We start from the raw sequence: 20,351 nt of genomic DNA on the forward strand, positions 1-20,351 counted from the left end.
CATGCGTGGCGAAGAGGATTTAATGAGGGGGGATTTTTCTTTTATGGTTTTGTGCTGTATTGAGCAGGTGTCAACATGAATAGTGTTAATAATATTCGGTCAACATTTTTGGATTATTTTCATCGTAATGGGCATAAAGTTCTTTCTTCTAGTCCGCTTGTTCCGCGGAATGATCCTACACTTATGTTTACAAATGCAGGGATGGTGCAGTTTAAAAATGTTTTTACTGGACTTGAACAACCTTCTTATACGCAGGCAACAACGGCACAAAAATGTGTTCGTGCGGGTGGAAAGCATAATGATCTTGATAATGTTGGTTATACGGCGCGCCATCATACATTTTTTGAAATGCTGGGTAATTTTTCTTTCGGTGATTATTTCAAAGAAGAAGCTATTTTTTTATCATGGAATCTTTTAACAAAGGAATTTTGCCTGCCAAAAGATAAATTGTTGGTGACAGTTTATCAGAGTGATGATGTTGCTGCTGAACTGTGGCGTAAAATTTCAGGTCTTCCAGATGAAAAAATTGTTCGTATTGCGACGGCTGATAATTTTTGGTCGATGGGAGAAACAGGCCCTTGTGGGCCTTGTTCGGAGATTTTTTATGATCATGGTGATGAAATATGGGGCGGTCCTCCTGGAAGTGCTAATGAAGATGGGGATCGCTTTATTGAGATTTGGAATCTTGTTTTTATGCAATATGAGCAAGTTTCCAAGGAAGAACGTGTTAACTTACCTCATCCTTCTATTGATACCGGTATGGGGTTAGAGCGTATTGCTGCTGTTTTACAGGGCGTTCATGATAATTATGATATTGATCTTTTTCGTGCATTAATTGCTGCATCAGAAGAAATTACAGGGATTGAGGCAAAGGGTGATTTTATTGCCAGCCATCGTGTCATTGCTGATCATCTTCGCTCATCTGCATTTTTGATTGCTGATGGTGTGCTTCCTTCTAATGAAGGAAGAGGATATGTTTTACGTCGTATTATGCGTCGTGCTATGCGTCATGCGCATCTTCTTGGTGCTAAAGAGCCCTTAATGTGGCGACTTTTGACTGCTTTAATTCGCGAAATGGGACAAGCTTATCCTGAGTTGACACGTGCTGAATCTTTGATTTCAGAAACTTTAAGGTTAGAAGAAATACGTTTTCGTAAAACGCTTGAACGAGGACTTGGTTTGTTGAACGAAGCAAGTACCGATCTTAAAGAAGGAGACTATTTGAATGGTGAAGTTGCTTTCAAACTTTATGATACCTATGGTTTTCCGCTTGATTTGACGCAAGATGTTCTTCGTCGTCGCGGAATATCTGTTGACGTTGGTGCTTTTGATAAAGCGATGGAACGCCAAAAAGAGGAAGCACGTGCCAATTGGTCTGGTTCTGGAGAAGCTGTAACAGAGAAAATCTGGTTTTCTGTTCGTGATCAAGTGGGGGCCACAGAGTTTTTAGGTTATGAAACTGAGACAGCGAAAGGTATTCTTACAGCTCTTGTATGTGATGGTAAAATTGTTGATCATATTTCTTCAGATCAGAAAGCTATGCTTGTTGTTAATCAGACACCTTTTTATGGTGAATCTGGTGGGCAAATTGGTGATAGCGGTATCATTTCTGGTGAAAATTTTATTTTTAAGGTGCATGATACCCAAAGAAAGGGTGATGGTGTTTTTATCCATATTGGGGAGGTGAAATCTGGTCAGGCATCGAGGTCTGATTGTGTAGAATTAACGGTTGATATTGTTCGTCGTAAGAAAATTCGTGCGAATCACTCTGCTACTCATTTGTTACACGAAGCTTTACGCCAAACATTGGGGGACCATGTTACACAAAAGGGTTCTCTTGTATCGCCAGATCGGTTGCGTTTTGATTTTTCCCATCCAAAATCCGTTTCACCAAAAGAGTTGAAAAAAATAGAAGATTTAGCCAATGAGATTATTTTGCAAAATAGTAAAGTAATAACGCGCCTCATGGCTGTAGATGAGGCCATTTCTGAAGGAGCCATGGCATTGTTTGGTGAAAAATATGGTGATGAAGTTCGCGTTGTTTCTATGGGGGAGCCACTTGAACAGGAAAGATTAAAAAAGCGTTGGTCAATTGAGCTTTGTGGAGGGACACATGTGGAGCGAACAGGTGATATTGGTTTAATTCATATTGTTTCTGAAAGTTCTGTTTCAGCTGGAGTGCGGCGTATTGAAGCTTTAACAGGCAAAGAAGCACGTCTTTATCTTAGCCGCCAAGATGAACGTATTCATGAAATCGCTGATCTTTTAAAAACTTCTTCTGCTGGTGTGGAAGAACGGGTGCGAATTTTGCTTGATGATCGTCGTAAACTTGAAAAAGAATTGAATGATGTACGCAAGAAAATGATGTTGAGTGGTGGAATAACAGAAAGGAGCCAAGATGATATTATCATCATCAATGGGTTTTCTTTTACCGGACGCGTTGTTAAAAATATTTTACCACGGGATCTTAAGGCGCTCGTCGATTCTGAGAAAAAACAAATTGGATCTGGAGTGGTTGCTTTTATTAGTGTCTCGGAGGATGGAAAAGGGAGTGCTGTTGTCGGTGTTACGGATGATTTAACGGATAAATTAAATGCTGTAGATCTCGTTCGTATTCTTTCAGCGATGCTTGGTGGTAAAGGTGGAGGTGGCCGTCCTGATATGGCGCAGGCTGGTGGTCCTGAGGGGAACAAAGCTGATGAGGCATTTGCGGCACTAAAAGATTTTCTTGAAAAAAATTAAAGAATGAAATCATTCTGCATAGGTATTTTTCACATTGTTATATTTGGTTGGCATCTATGTATCATGAATATCTGTCTGGTGTATTTCTGAAATGCAGATACAGCGTAATTGGGGAAAATACAATTGTAAAGATAAAGACAGTGTTTGTCTTTATCACCACTTTATCATTTGGCTTTATAGCTTCCAAGCGTTTCAGGAGTCACCTTTTTAAGATAAGATAGATTATGCAGCACTTCATGCTTTACTGTGTATTCTTTTACTAGGAAGACTAGTTATTGTGTTGCTCTTATAGATTTTTTGAAGAAACATCTCTTTTTATGAAAGGAAAAATACAAGATTTATTGCATACGATTATCCTTATAAAGTTATAAGCTATCATTATTCGATTAGTTATTCAAATGAATAAAATTTCTTTCCTTGAAAAGGTTTATAAAAGAGTTGTTGTATCTTAGAGCTATTATTTTCATTTTGCTTGTTATGTACAAGAAAACAGTTTTTTGGTTTATTATTAAAAGGTCTTGAAAGGAATATTCTCCTATCTTTATAAATCTTTATTTTAAGTTATAAAGTAATGAATTATCAATATAAATCAAAGGAATATAACATAAATCTAAATATTTAGATTAACATCTAATTTATTTATGATGAAATTGCTTTAATATATTGAATTATAATGATAATTTATCGTTTTATCTTTTGAACAAGAGCTACGAATATTCGTAGGGTTTTATTATTTCAAATTCTGTGTATGTTAAATTAATCAAAACCACTCACGAATGTCGTTGTGAAATGGGCTTAAGAGCATTGAAAAATGTTTCTTAAAAAAGTCATATGAATGTGCAAAACAATGATGTTCTGTTCTTTATGAGAGGACTATAAAGAACGTGATAAACAAAAGTGCAAAGCAATACATAATATTCATTATTTAAAAGATATTTCTTTAGTTCGTTTTGAAATTCGTAAAGCTGAGTAAAAAGAAGACGGTAAAACTGGAAATTGTTTTTACCTTTACATTTTCCCTAAATGAGAATGTATACTCGTCAATATGCACAGATATAGGAAAATATTTTTGTTCTAATCTAGTAAAATTGCAATAGCAGAGAAAATACTAAACTGTTTTAATATTTTTCTTAAATACCTAAAATGGATTGTGGCATTTTTAGAAATCTTTTTACTTGTATCATATATAAGCACTCTTATTGTATTGAAGAGGCATTTTTTGCATAAGATCTATGAAGAGTATCGTTTTTATGAAGCTATGGCTTCATGTAAGGGAATAACATTTTCTCCTTCTCTTTCTGGTGGTTTGATTGTTAAACCACTTGCCTTTAAAAAATTAGAGAAACGTCCCCCTTTATCGATCAATTCTTGAAAGTTTCCTTTTTCCATTAAGTGACCATGATCCAGAAAGAGTATCACATCAGCATTGCGTACTGTTGAGAGGCGATGTGCTATAATAAAAGTAGTGCGGTTATGGCTTATGCAATCGAGAGCATCTTTGACACGTGCCTCTGTTTCAACATCAAGAGCGCTTGTTGCTTCATCTAGAATGAGAATAGGGGCATTTTTTAAAACAGCGCGTGCAATTGCTAGTCGCTGTTTTTCTCCACCTGATAATTGAGATCCTCGTTCGCCCACCATTGTGTTATAACAATCAGCTTTTTTTAGAATAAAATCGTGAGCTTCTGCTATTTTTGCTGCTTCATAAAGTTCTTCATTTGTTGCGCTCGCTTTTCCTATTGAAATATTGTCATGAATAGTACGGTTGAAAAGACCCGAGTCTTGAAATACTGTTGCTAGAGATTTGCGTAAAGATTCGCGATTGATTGAGCATATATTTATTCCATCAATGGAGATATGCCCAAGGGTAGGGTCGTATACGCGCTGCAACAGATTGATCAATGTTGTTTTTCCAGCCCCTGTTGGTCCTACAATCGCAACAGTTTGTCCTGCTTTAACTTCAAAGGAAATATCAAAAACACCTTGAGAAGAATTTTGGAATTGATAGGTCACGTGATGAAATTGTATGGCGCCTTTAACATTTTGGAGGGAAGGAAGATTTTGCGGTTCGTTAATATGAAAGGTTGAGTCTTCCATTTCAAAAAATTCTTGCAGTTTTGCTTGTGAGGATATTGCACAATTAATAAAATTGCTCATTTGGTCTAGGCGGCTAATCATGAGTTGTGCAAATCCAACAAAAGCAACGACTTCACCTACTCGTAATTGATCTTTTGCAACAAAAAAAGCTCCAAGGAGAAGAACACAAACGATTGAAATTGTTGAAGCCATTCGATTTAAGCCACTGGCGAGCGCCCACCAATTGAGAACAGGATTTTGTGCTTTAAGAAGAGCATTTGTATGTTGATGCAGTATGGAAGTTTCTTCTTTTATTCGGTTATAACTTTGTACAATGGAAACATTAGAGATTGAGTCACTGACATGTTTAAAAAGGTTATGATGATAGCATTCTACAGCGGCTTGTCCGTCTTTTGTTTTTCGCATCACTAAACGTGCAATTAATACATAAATGATGGCAAGCACAACCAAGACTATTGAAAGACGCCAATTCATATTAAACGCTATGGGGATGAGAACCAATAAGGCGACAAGCGTTGAGAGATGTTGGCGCATAAAATCAAGCCATATGGTTGACATGGAATCTATTGCGCGCAAAAGTGTATGGAGTGCGTTGGAAGTTCCACGTTGTTGATGCCAAATTAAAGGCATGGCAATGATACGTTCGAAAGATTCCGTTAAAACCGTTAAGCGGCGTCTATGGGCTAAGCGGTCAGCACCGCGAGCAACAAGGACATAAGCAATAATATGTGAAAGTCCAAAACAAACCCAAATGGCAAGAGTAGGGATGATAGCTGTTTTGTCTGTAATAGAATCAATAACTTGTCCAAATAAAATAGGTTCTGCAATAGTGATAATAGCTAATATAACATTAGCGGTACAGATTAAAAGGGATGCATTTTTTTCTCTATTTAGGTAAGTGAGAACACGTGCATAGGTTTTGAATAAGGACACGGTTAATTATCTCCATTCGCTATTAAGCGTAAAGGCTGTTGATTTTTACAACGCTTAGTTTTTAGCTAATAAAATTTGGACGTTAAGAAAAGGAAATTTTGGATACTAACTGTAATATGGTGTGATAAAACCAACTAAAATATGAATTTTTGTGTTTATAAAGGCGCAAAAATAGATCAATAAAATTATCAGGTAAGGGAATTTTCATGGCAGGCATAGAAATAAAAAAAGTTGAGGCAGATGAAAATGGAATGCGCTTAGATCGCTGGTTTAAAGTGCATTATCCAGGACTTGGTTTTGGAGCTTTGCAAAAATTGTTGCGTTCTGGTCAGATACGGGTTGATAGTGGACGTGTTAAAGCCGATACGCGTCTTTGTATAGGGCAAGCTGTTCGTATTCCACCTCTCCCTATTAATGACAAGGAGAGTCTTTCAATAACGGATAAAACACTTCGTGGGCAGGATGATGGGACCGTTTTGAAAAAAATGCTGCTTTATGAAGATCCAAAGGTATTTGTTTTTAATAAACCAGCTGGGTTGGCTGTACAAGGAGGCTCTGGTTTAACACGTCATATGGATAGTATGCTTGAGGTATGGCGCAATAAAAAAGGTGAAAAGCCGCGTTTGGTTCATCGTCTTGATCGTGAGACGTCGGGTGTGCTTATTGTTGCGCGATCAAGGGGAGCTGCTCAGTCCTTAACTGCTGCTTTTAGAGCGCGAGAAACAAAAAAGACTTATTGGGCGTTGGTTCGGGGTGTGCCTAAAAAAAAGCAGGACAAAATTTCAACGTGGATGGTTAAGGAAATGACTGCACAAGGTGACAAAATGCGTGTTTGTGAACATGGGGAACCAGATTCATATCATGCGGTTTCCTACTATCGCGTTTTAGATACGCGAGGGCGGGCTCTTTCGTGGCTTGAAATGGAACCCTATACAGGGAGAACACATCAGCTTCGTGTGCATGCAGCCCATATGGATCATCCTATCATTGGCGATACAAAGTATTTTTTTTCTGATAGTAATTGGACATTACCAGGAGGAATTCAAAATCGTCTTCATCTTCATGCACGTCGTATTCGTATTCCGCATCCTTCAGGAGGAATATTGGACATTGTTGCACCTTTACCACCTCATATGGTCCAAAGTTTTAATCTTTTATCTTTTAATGAGAGTGATGCTGAAACCGACTAAACAAACTTCATTTGTTCTTTTTGATTGATACAAATTTTATCTATAAATTTGATAAGATGAATAGGGCATCATTTGAAGAAAGTTTTTGATAAGTCGATCGCTATGAGAAAATTGTGTTTTTGAGTGATGAAATTTTCGAATATCATGGCTTTCTTTCTACAGCTCTTTATCCATATTGATTGTATTGTTATTTTGGATATGATGTATCGTTTAATAATCTGAGTTTATGAAGCTGCTCCTTTGAATTATCTACAGAGGTCATATATTGGGGAGGCGTGTCTGTTGAGGGAGATGAGTTAGATAAAATCTGAAAGATATTTACTAAAATAGTGAAAGCAATTTTAGTTTTTTCATGGGGAATAATGGAGGCATTTTATAGTAATGCTGAGGGAAAGTAGCCTCTCAAAAAATTCCTGTTGTCAAGGATTTTTGTTTTGTTATCAATGTGGTTTGATATGCTTATAGTATAGATTTATGCTTTGTATCTTTGCTTACACAATGAAGCCTTCTTAGCAAAGCTCTCCTTTCAATGACCAATTATTTTTCTACTTACTTAGTTTATCCAAAAGATTATCTTTCATAAAAGAAGAAATAAGTTTTTAGTATCTTAATGCTTCATTGAAGTGAACTCATCACATTGAAAAAATATCTAGACAAAAAATTGGAGATAAAACGTCAGGCGCGTTTTATTGCTCTAAGGAGGGCTTGAACACTTTTGTTTTTTCTAGTGAACAAAAACAGATATTTATTATGGAAACATTCAAAGGGGGGATAAGTTGAAATGAGGAGTGACTGATGGGATCATTATTGATTGACGTTAATAACGTCTCAAAAATATATCGCAACATTGACAGAGGAATTGGTTTTAAAAACAAGGTCTTTTCTCTCTTCAAGCCGGTTTATACAAATCATCATGTGTTAAAAGACATGAGTTTCACCCTCTTTTCAGGGCAATCGTTAGCAATTCTTGGCCCTAATGGAGCGGGTAAATCGACACTGATTAAAATACTTTCTGGTATACAATACGCTGATGAGGGATGTGTTAAAGTCCTTGGTGTTGATCCTTATAAAGCGAAGAAAAATCTGTTCAAGTCTTTGGGTGTGGTCTTTGGTCATAAGAATTGTTTATGGTGGGATTTGCCCTTACGCTACAGTCTGGATATGGTTCAACCATTATATGGTCTTGAACGCGCCTCTTTTACCCGTGATCTTAAAGAGATCGCTGAGTTACTGGGTCTTGAGCATATTATGGATAAGCCAGTGCGGATGCTTAGTCTGGGTGAGAGAGTGAAAAGTGAATTGGCATTTAATCTCTCCTTTAGACCTAAACTGTTGTTTCTCGATGAGCCAAGTATTGGTCTTGATCTTACATCTAAGCATGAAATCAGGGAGCTTCTTAAAAAACTGAAAAGGGAGCGTGGCACTGGGTATATCATCACAAGTCATGATATGGGAGATATTGATGGATACGTTGATGATATTATTCTCTTGCATAAAGGAAAGAAACAGTTTCATGGTAATCTTCACGCGCTTAAAAATGTCATTCCTTCTTTGGTGAGAATAACGTTTTTTTGTGAACACATGGCTGTACCTTCAGCTGTTGTAGAAAAAATTGATGAGATTGCGTTGAAATTATCTACTTCTTTAAAAGATAAGCACTTTAACGCTGAAGAATGCTCGCTGGAGGTTTCGCTGCCCCGTGAGGATTTTGCGCGTTTTGTACGCGAAATTACAACCAAATTGAACTGTACGTTCTCTGTATCCACTCCCTCGCTTGAAGAGATGCTCCGTGTTAAATTTAAAGAATTTATCTAACCACTGCTTTGGTATGTTTCTTTTTGCCAAGAATGGATTACTCACTGTTCTAAGTGATAGAGCAATGTTTTTTACCGATATTATCATTGGGACACTTTCGCCATTTGTTATTCAACTTCTATTATGGAATGCACTTTTCTCTGATACGGGCAACACCATAAATGGCTTTAGCTTTTATGATATGATGTATTATTATGCTTTTGCTTTAGTCCTAGGTCGCTTAAATAATGGTTATAATGTGATTAAGTTTTTCTCTCATCATGTTAAAGAAGGCCAATTAGAAGTATATCTTACAAAGCCCTTTAGTTATATGACACAAATGCTTTTTACTTTTTTAGGGGAGAGTGTATTATATAGCATCCCATTATTGGCTCTTTTTATTGTTAAGCTTGTTTTATCCTATGAAAATATTCTGGGATTGGTCATCGCTTTTCTGTTCTTTTTTCTGGTTGTTATTCTATCACAATTGCTTTGTTTTTTAATCTCTTTTGGAATTGCTTTATTAAGCTTTTGGGTGATTGAGTACAATATATTACTCTCTTTTAGTATTCTTAGTTCAGCGCTTCTTGGGGGTGTTCTTTTACCACCATCTTTTTGGCCGGTGTGGCTTATTCCGCTTATGCAATTTAATCCTTATCGTTTCATGATATCCGCTCCTGCCGAGTTTTTCGCGACGCAAAATTTAGCGTTGTTTCAGCAGTTTATTTTCGGAAGTTTTACTTATATTTTGTGTTTTTTATTCTTAATTTATATCGCTTGGAATAAAGGGATGAAAGCATATAATGGAGCAGGTGGTTGAGATGAAAATCATCCTTCATTTTATCAGTCTGAATATCCGCCGACAGATTGTTTATGGTAAGAATTTGGCTGGGGAGTTTATTCTTTCTCTATGCTATTATTTTATTCAATTCATATTTATTGATAGAGTATCTTCTTTTTCAGGAAAGATCGGTAACTATAGCAGAGATGAAATCCATTTTATCTTTGTTGTCTTTGTTTTACTTGGAATATTTTTGAATATTTTTATTAATTCTATTGAAACGTTTTTTGAAAAAGTAGCGGATGGTAAAATTGAACCATACTTGATAAAGCCCGTTTCAATTTGGTTGTTGATGTTGTTTGGTTGGTGTAAACCTCTTAATTTGATCAAGCTCTTTGTCCTTTATGTTAGTGCCTATTTATTTGTATCATTACCGAATATTTCTGATCTTAAGCTAAGATGGATCTCTTTTGTTGTTGCAATATTTTGTGTTTTTATTGTCAATATTTGTTTTTTTCTGATGTTCAATTTTATAACATTTATTATTAGCCGTAAGATGCCTGTCGAATATTTTCATGAAATGATTTATGAGCTTTCATTTGTGCCAATAGGAATTTATCCTTTAAGCATCGTAAAATGGCTTTTGTTTATGCTTCCCATGGCTTTTTCTGCTTCCTTGCCTGTGTCATTGTTGCTTGGTAAAGGCGAATGGAATATTGGATATCTTCTGTTGAGCGCTTTTCTTTCCATGGTCATGACTTTCATAAGTTATAAGAAAACAATGCGTAAATTTAATGGATTAGGGGGATAATATAAAAGTCATCATGATTATAAAAATAAAAAATTGAGTAAAAATTCTATCGTACTGTAAAATATCGTTATTTATGCTGGCGGTATAAGTCATGTAAAATTTACACATGAGGATTTTTTATTAGACATATTCATGCATAAAATCGGTTGTATTTCTATAGCTATGAGCAAAGAATTTACAATAAAAATCAGAGAGTTAAATTTCTTGGTTTTAGATTAGTTTGAGTTTAGATGGCTGCTTGATGACACAAGCCAATGGTAAGATGGTGTACAATATTAGTAGTGCTTTCTTCTCCGAGCAAAATTTATTTTTGTTGCGTTTATAGTGCTAAAAAATTGTCAAAGATGGGTAATTTTTATATGTGCAGAATGTGGTTATTCGTGCGGATTTTGTTGGTGCATTCAATATATTATTACGTGGAGGAGTTTTTGCTTAAACAATAAGAACATTGACAGAATAAAGCTTTTAAGTTGTCCGATAGAAAGCTAAGAGCTTCGCCAAACAACATGATAGCAATTATCAAGACAACAATCACATAGAGATTTTTCAGCATGCTGAGCAGTCAAAATTCAGTTAATAATTGCTTGGAAATAAAAGGATCCACTAAGCAAAGCGGGAAAAAACGATGGCAACGCAACTGAGTTCAATAACATAATTAAATATATTTCTTTGTTGCAATGGTTAATTAAGGGAATTATACTTAATTTTATTGTAAATTTCTTATTTTATGTTATGATTTTATTTAATATAAAGATAATTATTATGTAATATTTTAGTGTTATTATAAATATTATTATTTAATTAAACATATACAATATAAATATAATATATTTATATTATTTAAAAAAGTAATTAAATAAGATATTATTTTGTAAAAAATTATTTTCTATTTTCTATTTTTTAATATTAATAAGCTCATTTTTCAATTTTTCATTAACAATGATAAGAGAAAAATGGAGTTTTACATCCTCTTTACAATAAATAAAAATGATACTTTAATCTGGTGTTGCTCTCTAAACTTAGAGCTATATAGATGTTATTGCTTATCATTAATAAAACTAATGTGATTGATGGCGTAGAGATTACAAAGGGCTAAATTTTTTTGCATGTAATTCATATCTTTTACAAGACTTTAAAAATAACACAGAAAAAATGAGAGAGGAAGGAATAGTGAACAAGAGTGATAAGCTTTTTCATTTTCTAGTGTTATGATTACTTTTGTATTTTACGGTTCATTCATTGTATGTATGATCAATTCCAAAATTTTTATTTTAAGCTTATAGTGAATCTATATTTTAGTCTGTTATTGAAGTGTTGTCGTGATTGAGATTACAATATCACAGTAGTGAACACTCTGATTTAATAGAGAAGATTGTTTGCTAGCAAATAATCTATCCATATCAACGTTATTTAAATTTTTTTCCAAAATATATATCTATGTTAATTTTCGTGATTGATATCTTTTCTAAGATGAAAAGGGGCATGAGCTGATTTGAATATCCATAAATTTTTCGTATTAACTCAAAAAATATACGATCACATCATTTTACGGCTATTCTAGATTATCATTTTGATAAACTGAATAAGTATAGCGATGCGTCTTACAAATATTTGCAAAAATGCTTTTACTGGACATTATTAAATTTTTTATGATTTATATTTTTAATCATTTTATCTTGGTTAGAAAGAAGGTGTATTCATTTTTATTTCTCTATTTTATCTTAGAGTCGTGGAATTATATTAATGTTAGAAAGTTATAATTGTGGAAGACAATGAACTTTATTAAAATTATTCCACGTTCTTGTAGAAACGCATGGCTGTGAAATCGTTGAAATGTGTAATAGCTTATGGCATTAGATTTGGCGCATTCACCAAAGTTATCCCTTATCTTACCTAATTTAGCTTTTTCAATCAAAGAGTTAAGCTGGTGCTTACGCTAATTGTAGCTGGGGCAAATATTTTTTCTCAATCTATCCTAAGGAAAAATTATTTTATAAAAATATTTATTTTACTATATTATACAAAAAAATAAAAATATTATGTGTAACTAAAAAACAACATATTGATATTTTTATATATTATAAAATCATAATAATATTTATGATAATAAAGCTAAATTTATAATAAAAACAATAAAATAATTTTATTTTAATATATTTTTATCATTAAACTACATAATGTAAAGTACAAATAAAATAATTGACAATTATTAAATAAACATGTAACGGATATATTGTAAGTGTAATATAATATAAAAATAACAATTAAAATAAAATTATTAATTAAATTTTGTATTATATTTTTATTATCAGAAGATAAATATACTTTATCGATAGATAACGGAATGTTTTCTATTTAGAGGGGGCGGTAAAGAAAATTTATTTTACTAAATATTGTAATTAGGTGGTTATGATGAAAATATTCAAGCATTGTATAGTATGTTTTGTTGCAGTAGCGATTTTCTTTTCACAGATTTTAAGAGCCAATGCTGATTCTTTAAATGGCAGATTTCAAAATGCTGGTTTTATTTCTGTAATGACACAGGAAAATAGAGTTATTAAAGCTGTTGATATGATTATTAGCCAGTTTGGAGGACAAGGGGCTGAGAAAAATATCCAAAAAGTTGCGGGTTTAATGGGGTTGGAGACAGCGATTTTTGGTCTCATCGCATATCTTGTATATTTCTTTACTAGAAAGCCACCGAGTCCTAACAGAGAGACAGGTGGAAGAACATTCGATGCTTTTGCTCATAGTTCATGGGCTTTGAATTAAAAGATATTATCCTTGATAAACTTTGAATTATGCTGTTATTGAATGTTTTATATTAAATAAACCGTGATATTTAATCACGGTTTATTTATTTTTTTTAATCTTAATGACCTTGATAAGTTTATCCTTTTATATCATTAAGATATTGTTTTGTGGATGCCAGTATATGGTGCATTAAATTCAGCTAATCAGTTGCTTTTTAAATTTACTTAAATTTTTTTCTCTTCAAAATGCGCATTTGAGCTAAGTTTGTGGTTGATATTTTTTTTATGATGAAAACGCGAATGCATTAATTGAGATATCCATAAACTTTGTATATCAACTCAAAAAATACAAGGTCACACAATCTTACGACTATTTGTGGGTTTTATGTTGATGAACTGAATAAGTATAGCGATGCGTCTTACAAATATTTGCAAAAATGCTTTTATTGGAATCTTTTAATCTCTTTGTGGTTTACAATTCATTTTATCATTTTATCTTAAGCAAAGAGAATGTGGATTCATTTCTATTTCTCTATTTTATCTGAGAAGGGTGGAGTTATACGAATGTCAAAAAAAGTCATGATCGTGGAAGATAATGAGCTTAATATGAAGTTATTTCGCGATCTTGTAGAAGCGAGTGGTTATGAAACCGTTGAAACACGTAATGGTCTTATGGCATTAGATTTGGCGCGTTCATCAATGCCATCTCTTATCCTTGTGGATATCCAGTTGCCAGAGGTCTCTGGAATAGATGTTATTAAACAATTAAAAGAAGATGAAGAACTTCGATCAATCCCCGTTGTTGCTGTAACAGCTTTTGCTATGAAAGGCGATGAGGAGCGAATTCGTGCCAGTGGATGTGAAGAATATATGTCAAAGCCTATTTCTGTCCCTCATTTTATTACAATGGTAAAGCATTTCTTGGACTAAAGCTTGTTAAGTGATGATAGAAAAAATATTGAAAAGCTTATAAGATTGCTAAAGTTGTCGCGTAAATATTTTTGTGCTTTAGCACGTCGATATATTACAAGTTAGTAAAACAGATTTAAAAAATTGAAACTGAAGTTTTGAATTTTTTCGGTCTATTTTTCTTGCCTTTTATCTTAAGAGAAGAGGTTGTTTTGCATTCTTGTTTTTTCTAATCGGTATAGATTTGTTCCTACATTCATCTAAAAGTCTGTTTTAGCAGTTTAAAAAAGCCCCGTTTTTGTCCGAGGCTTTATGCATTGCAAAAATTGAAATTAACGCTTTGAGAATTGGAAAGAACGACGTGCTTTTGCTTTACCGTATTTTTTACGTTCAACAACACGACTATCACGGGTAAGAAACCCACCTTTTTTCAAGATTGAGCGAAGTTCTGGTTCGTAATAGGTTAAAGCTTTGGAAATGCCATGGCGCACTGCACCGGCTTGTCCAGAAAGACCACCGCCTGCAACGGTTGCAATAATATCAAACTGGGTATCCCTATTTGTTGCAACAATTGGTTGACGAAGAATCATTCTAAGAACAGGACGAGCAAAATATTTGTCAAATTCCTTATTGTTGATCGTGATTTTTCCAGAACCTGGTTTAATCCATACACGCGCAACAGCGTCTTTACGCTTTCCTGTTGCGTAAGCACGTCCTTGTGAATCAAGCTTCTGCACGTGAACAGGAACAACATTTTCATGTGTTTCTGTAATACTTGTTACTATGCTAAGCTCAGAAAGAGAATTAATTTCAGCCATAATCAAGCAATCCTTTTGTTTTTGCGGTTTAAAGCACCAACGTCAAGAGATTCAGGCTGTTGTGCTTCATGTGGATGTTGGCTTCCAGCGTAAACACGTAGATTCTTCAATTGACGGCGACCAAGGGGCCCTCGAGGAATCATGCGCTCTACTGCTTTTTCAATAACGCGTTCGGGAAAACGCCCCTCAAGAAGTTGACGTGCTGTACGTTGTTTGATTCCACCAATATAGCCGGTATGCCAATAATATTTTTTATCCGTATATTTTTTGCCAGTGAGAGCTATTTTATCTGCATTAATGACAATAACGTTGTCACCATCATCAACATGTGGAGTAAATGTAGCTTTATGTTTGCCACGTAAGCGGTTAGCAACAAATGTGGCAAGACGACCCAAAACAAGGTTTTCTGCGTCAATAATAACCCATTTTTTCACCACTTCAGTTGGCTTTTGTGAAAAAGTTGCCATAGAAGTATCCTTTATTAGAACCCTTTTAATATAAGGGAATTTTTACTGTTTTGCGTTGAAAATTGTTACCATAGCGAAATATTTAACGCATACTACTTGCTCTGATATAATGTCTTTTGATTGACGTCAAGAGAAAATAAAAACTTTATAAAACAACATGTTACAAGAAAGGTATTATAATACCCCATTAAAAGAAGTTTGTAGACCATTTAAACTTAAAATGAATGTTGCAAAAGACTATTTTATCTTTAACGCATGATTGTCTTTTATCGTTCTTCATTATAAAATAAGAAATAATGCAGTGGTCTCGTTATTTTCTCAATGTTGAATCTTCTGCTTGTGGTCAAGCTTGGTTAGATGCCCTTGATGTTCAAGGGATAAATAACGCGCGCGCTATTTCTCAAAAATTTGGCTTTCCAGATCAGTTAGCTCGAGTACTTTCAGCAAGAGATGTGGATGAAGCTGAGGCTGTTGCTTTTATTAATCCAACATTACGTACGCTTATGCCTGATCCAGAAAGTTTTAGGGATATGCAATGCGCTGCAGAGCGTATTGTTAAGGCTCTTCTCAATCAAGAACAGGTTGCTGTTTTTGGTGATTATGATGTTGATGGTGCTTGTTCATCGGCACTCATAGCGCGTTTTTTTCGTTATTTTGGTATTGAAGTCAAAATTTATATTCCTGATCGTATTGTTGAAGGCTATGGTCCGAATGAACAAGCAATGAGGATGCTTGTGCAAGAAGGCGCTCGGTTAATTATCACTGTTGATTGTGGCGCAAACAGTCCAGATGCCGTAAAAGCAGCTAGGCTTGCTGGTGCTGATGTTGTGATTTTAGATCATCATCAAATGTCAGAGATTCATCAAGAAGCTGTTGCTCTTGTCAATCCTAATCGTCCTGATGATTTTTCTAAACAGGGGCATTTATGTGCAGCTGGTGTTGTTTTTGTTACGTTAGCTTGGGTTCATCATTTGCTGCGGAAAAAACAATTCCAAGGGCCGCTGCCTGATCTTTTAAGTATGCTTGATCTTGTTGCATTGGCAACCATATGTGATGTCGTTCCATTACAGGGGGTTAACCGTGCTTTTGTGTTAAAAGGGCTTCAAGTTGCTCGTTCTATGCATAATCTAGGAATAACAGCTTTAACAAAGGTTGCACGAATAGGGGAGCCGCTTAATAGTTTTCATTTAGGTTTTTTATTAGGTCCTAGAATTAATGCAGGAGGGCGCATTGGTGATCAAGCTTTGGGAGCACGTTTGCTTAGCTGTGAGAATAAAGATGAAGCGGACAGAATAGCAGAACAATTAGATCGGCTTAATCAAGAACGCCAAGAAATGGAGAATATTCAATTAGCACAAGCGGAATCCTATATTGCTTCTCTTTATCAAGGTCAAGAAACACCATTGTCACTTGTCATTTCTCATAAAGAATGGCATCCGGGGATTATTGGTATTCTTGCTTCCCGCCTCAAAGAGCGTTTTTTTTGTCCTGTTTTTGCTATTGCTTTGAAAGAAGATGGAAATGGCGTAGGGTCGGGACGCTCAATTAATGGTATAGATTTAGGAGCAATCGTTCGTGAAGCTGTTACACTCAATTTATTAGAAAAAGGAGGGGGGCATAGTATGGCAGCAGGAATTACAATTCAATCAACAAAAATTGAAATTTTTCGAAAATGGCTAGAAGAAAAAGTTTCTTTAATGGTTTCACAGTTGCGTGCAAAAAAATCTCTTAGTATAGATGGTTCTCTTTCTGCTTCTGGTGTTAATGAAGCGCTGTTTGAATTGCTTGAAAAAGCAGGGCCATTTGGGGCAGGGAATGCAACACCTGTTTTTGTTCTTCCCTCTCATCGACTGGTGAATCTATCTGAAGTTGGTAAAGGACATCTTCGCCTCATTGTATCTAATGTTGAAGGAAAAAAACTACAAGGAATAGCTTTTCGTGCTGTAGGGACATCGCTAGGTGATTTTCTTTTTGAAAATATTGGTGAAATGATTCATTTAGCTGGTCATCTTAGTTTGAATTATTGGAATGGAACGATCAATCCGCAACTGCGCGTGATTGACGCAGCTGCAGTGGTTTGAAAGGGATATTTTTTATATTAGATGTCTAGATTAGAAGCAAAAGTAGAGTTTTCTTGTATGAAACGAAATCGTGCTTCTGGTTTTGTTCCCATGAGACTTTCTACAGTCTTTTTCGTTTCTTGCATTTCCACGGCATCAATAGAAACACGAAGCAATGTACGTTTTTGAGGATGCATAGTCGTTTCTTTAAGTTGTTCTGCGCGCATTTCACCCAGCCCTTTAAAACGCCCGATTTCGATTTTAGCTTTTCCAGTAAATTCAGTTTTGAGCAATTCATCCTTATGAATGTCGTCACGAGCATAAGCAACTTTTCCTCCTTGCGATATTCTATAAAGGGGAGGGACGGCAAGATATAAATGTCCCTGATGAATAAGGTCAGGCATTTCTTGAAAGAAGAAGGTAATGAGCAGTGACGCAATATGAGCACCATCAACATCAGCATCTGTCATGATGATAATACGTTCATATCTGAGATCTTTTTCACGATACTTGGAGCGTGTTCCACATCCAAGAGCAAGGATCAGATCGCTAATTGTTTGGCTTGAGTTCATTTTTTCATGTGCAGCACTGGCGACATTTAAGATTTTACCACGAAGAGGTAAAATTGCTTGGTTTGCTCTATTTCTTGCTTGTTTAGCAGATCCTCCTGCAGAATCCCCTTCAACAATGAATAGTTCAGCACCCACAGCATGGTTCTGGCTACAATCTGCAAGTTTACCGGGCAGACGTAATTTACGGACAGCAGTTTTTCGACTTATTTCTCTATCTTGGCGTCGTCTAACACGTTCTTCAGCACGTTCGATAACCCAATCGAGAAGTTTTGTTGCTTCTTGTGGGGAATTTGCTAACCAATGATCAAAAGGATCGCGAATTGCATTCTCAACGATACGCTGTGCTTCAATGGTTGCTAATCGATCTTTTGTTTGTCCAACAAATTCAGGGTTACTGATAAAGACTGAAAGTATTGCGGCTGTTGAAATCATAATATCGTCAGACGTAATAATCGTTGCGCGCTTGTTTCCTATTAACTCAGCGTAGGATTTCAATCCACGCAAAAGAGCTTGACGTAATCCTATTTCATGTGTTCCGCCTTCTCCTGTAGGAATCGTATTGCAGTAAGATTGCACACAAGAATCACCACCATGCCAAGCGATAGCCCACTCAACGGAGCCATGGCCATTATTGTGTTGTGTTTTGCCAGAAAAAATTTCTGACGTTACTCGATATTCATCTTTTAGTGACGAAAGTAAATAGTCTTTAAGCCCATCGGGAAAATGAAAAACAGCTTTTTCAGGAATATTTTTTGCGCCTTCAAGTATGACGGGATCACAAGACCAGCGAATTTTTACGCCACCAAAAAGATAGGCTTTGGAGCATGTCATCTTATAGATTTTTTCTGGATCAAAAGCTGCTTTTTCACCAAAAATTTCATGATCAGGATGAAAACGAACGCGTGTACCACGACGATTATAAACATCTCCCAGATCTTCCAATCCAGATTGAGGAATACCGCGTGAGAAACGTTGGCGGTAAAGTTTTCGTTCTCGTGCAACTTCAACTTCCATATCATCAGAAAGAGCATTGACGACAGAAATTCCTACTCCATGAAGTCCACCTGCAGTTTGATAAGCCTTTCCATCAAATTTTCCCCCTGAGTGGAGTTGTGTCATAATAACTTCAAGAGTCGATTTCTCAGGCATTTGAGGATGATTTTCAACAGGAATACCGCGTCCATTATCTGTAACGGTTATATAACCGTTCCTATCTAATGAGACCTCAATAGAATCTGCATAACCCGCAACAGCTTCATCCATCGCGTTATCAATAATTTCGGCAAATAAATGATGAAGCGCTTTACTGTCTGTTCCACCAATATACATTCCAGGGCGTAAACGTACCGGCTCTAAACCCTCAAGAACTCGAATAGAGAGGGCATTATAGTCATCTTCTTGCGTATCTTTTGCACTTTTTCTTGAAATCATCGCGTTTGATTTCATTGGAGACTGCAGAGTGTTTTCTTTTGTATTTACCCGAGATTGGGCTTTATTTAAAACACTAAAAAGATCCTTTTTGTTATCGCTCATAGCGTTTAACTATCCACCTCATAAAATCAAATATTTATTAAAATAATTTTATGCCTGTTTTTTATTTAAAAATCAATGCACTTAGGAAACATCGATTGTTGGACCAAAAATTTTTTCAAAAGCGTGTTTGAGAGCAATATCAATATCATGCATTGCTACAGGGCAACCTAGATCAAGAAAGCTTGTTACACCGTGGTTTGTAATTCCACAAGGAACAATTCCTGAATAATGGGCTAAATTAGGATTAACATTGATAGAAACTCCATGAAAACTTATCCATTTGCGCACTCGAATGCCAATAGCTGCAATTTTATCTTCGGAAGAAAGATCATTTTGTTTTGATGGGCAATGAGACTGTTTAACCCAGACACCAACGCGATCTTCTCTGCGTTCGCCTTTAATATTAAAGTTGGCAAGCATCTGTATGATCCATTCTTCTAATGCACTAATGAAAGCACGAATGTCTTGTTTCCGGCGTTTAAGATCAAGCATGATATAAGCAATACGCTGTCCTGGACCGTGATATGTAAATTCACCTCCACGTCCTGCTTCATAAACAGGGAATAAATTAGGCGCCAAAAGATCTTTTTTATTTGCACTCGTTCCCGCTGTATAAAGGGAAGGGTGTTCGAGAAGCCAAACTTGTTCATGCGCAGTTTTTGCAAGAATTTTTTCTACACGTTCTTGCATATAACGCAGAGCTTCAGGATACTCAACTAGATGATCGCTTATTTTCCATTCGACGGGTGGATTTTCTAGAATTGCATTAAAATGATGTGATAAGTGATTACGATCTGTATGTTTCAATTCACATGTCATGGGTAATATTTATCTTGATGTTTGAGTTTGTATTGTAATCAATAAAAGTGATTACAGAGTAAGGTATAGAAT

Annotated in this window: 13 protein-coding genes; 8 read left to right on the forward strand and 5 right to left on the reverse strand. The window is 35.5% G+C overall.

From position 1 onward, the window contains the following. Positions 1-75 precede the first annotated feature (75 nt). Entirely contained in the window at positions 76-2,742 is a 2,667-nt protein-coding gene (alaS, locus tag ACFIMP_RS06140) for an alanine--tRNA ligase (RefSeq protein WP_375686133.1), read from the forward strand. A 1,248-nt stretch (positions 2,743-3,990) separates the two neighbouring features. Here alaS and ACFIMP_RS06145 read toward each other — a convergent pair. Next, the gene (locus tag ACFIMP_RS06145; RefSeq protein ID WP_375686134.1) at positions 3,991-5,772 is read right to left on the reverse strand and encodes a glucan ABC transporter ATP-binding protein/ permease; all 1,782 of its coding nucleotides are present in this window, start codon (positions 5,770-5,772) and stop codon (positions 3,991-3,993) included. A 206-nt stretch (positions 5,773-5,978) separates the two neighbouring features. Here ACFIMP_RS06145 and ACFIMP_RS06150 point away from each other — a divergent pair, with 206 nt between their 5' ends. The 6 genes from ACFIMP_RS06150 (at position 5,979) to ACFIMP_RS06175 (ending at position 14,031) form a co-directional block, all read left to right on the forward strand. Further along, entirely contained in the window at positions 5,979-6,962 is a 984-nt protein-coding gene (locus tag ACFIMP_RS06150; protein WP_375613134.1) for an RluA family pseudouridine synthase, read from the forward strand. Positions 6,963-7,757: 795 nt separating this feature from the next. Next, on the forward strand, positions 7,758-8,777 hold the full coding sequence (locus tag ACFIMP_RS06155; protein ID WP_375613133.1) for an ATP-binding cassette domain-containing protein: 1,020 nt from the start codon (positions 7,758-7,760) through the stop codon (positions 8,775-8,777). Next, positions 8,752-9,576 carry an ABC-2 family transporter protein gene (locus ACFIMP_RS06160; protein ID WP_375629019.1) on the forward strand — a complete coding sequence of 275 codons (825 nt, stop codon included), beginning with the start codon at positions 8,752-8,754 and terminating at the stop codon, positions 9,574-9,576. The genes ACFIMP_RS06155 and ACFIMP_RS06160 overlap by 26 nt, the downstream gene beginning before the upstream one ends. Continuing rightward, complete coding sequence (locus tag ACFIMP_RS06165) at positions 9,560-10,348, forward strand: ABC-2 family transporter protein (protein ID WP_375613131.1); 789 nt, start codon at positions 9,560-9,562, stop codon at positions 10,346-10,348. Before ACFIMP_RS06160 ends, ACFIMP_RS06165 begins: the two co-directional genes overlap by 17 nt. A gap of 2,412 nt (positions 10,349-12,760) precedes the next feature. After that, a complete protein-coding gene (locus tag ACFIMP_RS06170; RefSeq protein ID WP_375686144.1) occupies positions 12,761-13,120 on the forward strand; it encodes a hypothetical protein in 360 nt (119 codons plus the stop codon). A gap of 545 nt (positions 13,121-13,665) precedes the next feature. After that, a complete protein-coding gene (locus tag ACFIMP_RS06175; protein ID WP_273724078.1) occupies positions 13,666-14,031 on the forward strand; it encodes a response regulator in 366 nt (121 codons plus the stop codon). Between the two features lie 311 nt (positions 14,032-14,342). Here ACFIMP_RS06175 and rpsI read toward each other — a convergent pair whose 3' ends face one another. Beyond that, the gene (gene rpsI, locus ACFIMP_RS06180; RefSeq protein ID WP_015856545.1) at positions 14,343-14,828 is read right to left on the reverse strand and encodes a 30S ribosomal protein S9; all 486 of its coding nucleotides are present in this window, start codon (positions 14,826-14,828) and stop codon (positions 14,343-14,345) included. 2 nt (positions 14,829-14,830) lie between these two features. After that, positions 14,831-15,295, reverse strand: coding sequence for a 50S ribosomal protein L13 (gene rplM, locus ACFIMP_RS06185; RefSeq protein WP_015856544.1), 465 nt, complete (start codon positions 15,293-15,295; stop codon positions 14,831-14,833). Between the two features lie 296 nt (positions 15,296-15,591). Between rplM and recJ the strand changes: the two genes are divergently transcribed. After that, positions 15,592-17,376, forward strand: coding sequence for a single-stranded-DNA-specific exonuclease RecJ (recJ, locus tag ACFIMP_RS06190; protein ID WP_375629022.1), 1,785 nt, complete (start codon positions 15,592-15,594; stop codon positions 17,374-17,376). Positions 17,377-17,393: 17 nt separating this feature from the next. Here recJ and parE read toward each other — a convergent pair whose 3' ends face one another. Together parE and lipB are read right to left on the reverse strand one after the other, a co-directional pair. Continuing rightward, positions 17,394-19,460, reverse strand: coding sequence for a DNA topoisomerase IV subunit B (gene parE / locus ACFIMP_RS06195; RefSeq protein ID WP_375621422.1), 2,067 nt, complete (start codon positions 19,458-19,460; stop codon positions 17,394-17,396). A gap of 81 nt (positions 19,461-19,541) precedes the next feature. Next, complete coding sequence (gene lipB, locus ACFIMP_RS06200) at positions 19,542-20,279, reverse strand: lipoyl(octanoyl) transferase LipB (RefSeq protein WP_375613128.1); 738 nt, start codon at positions 20,277-20,279, stop codon at positions 19,542-19,544. Positions 20,280-20,351 lie beyond the last annotated feature (72 nt).

This window comes from Bartonella sp. AP65SXKL (assembly GCF_042195725.1).
GTDB lineage: Bacteria > Pseudomonadota > Alphaproteobacteria > Rhizobiales > Rhizobiaceae > Bartonella.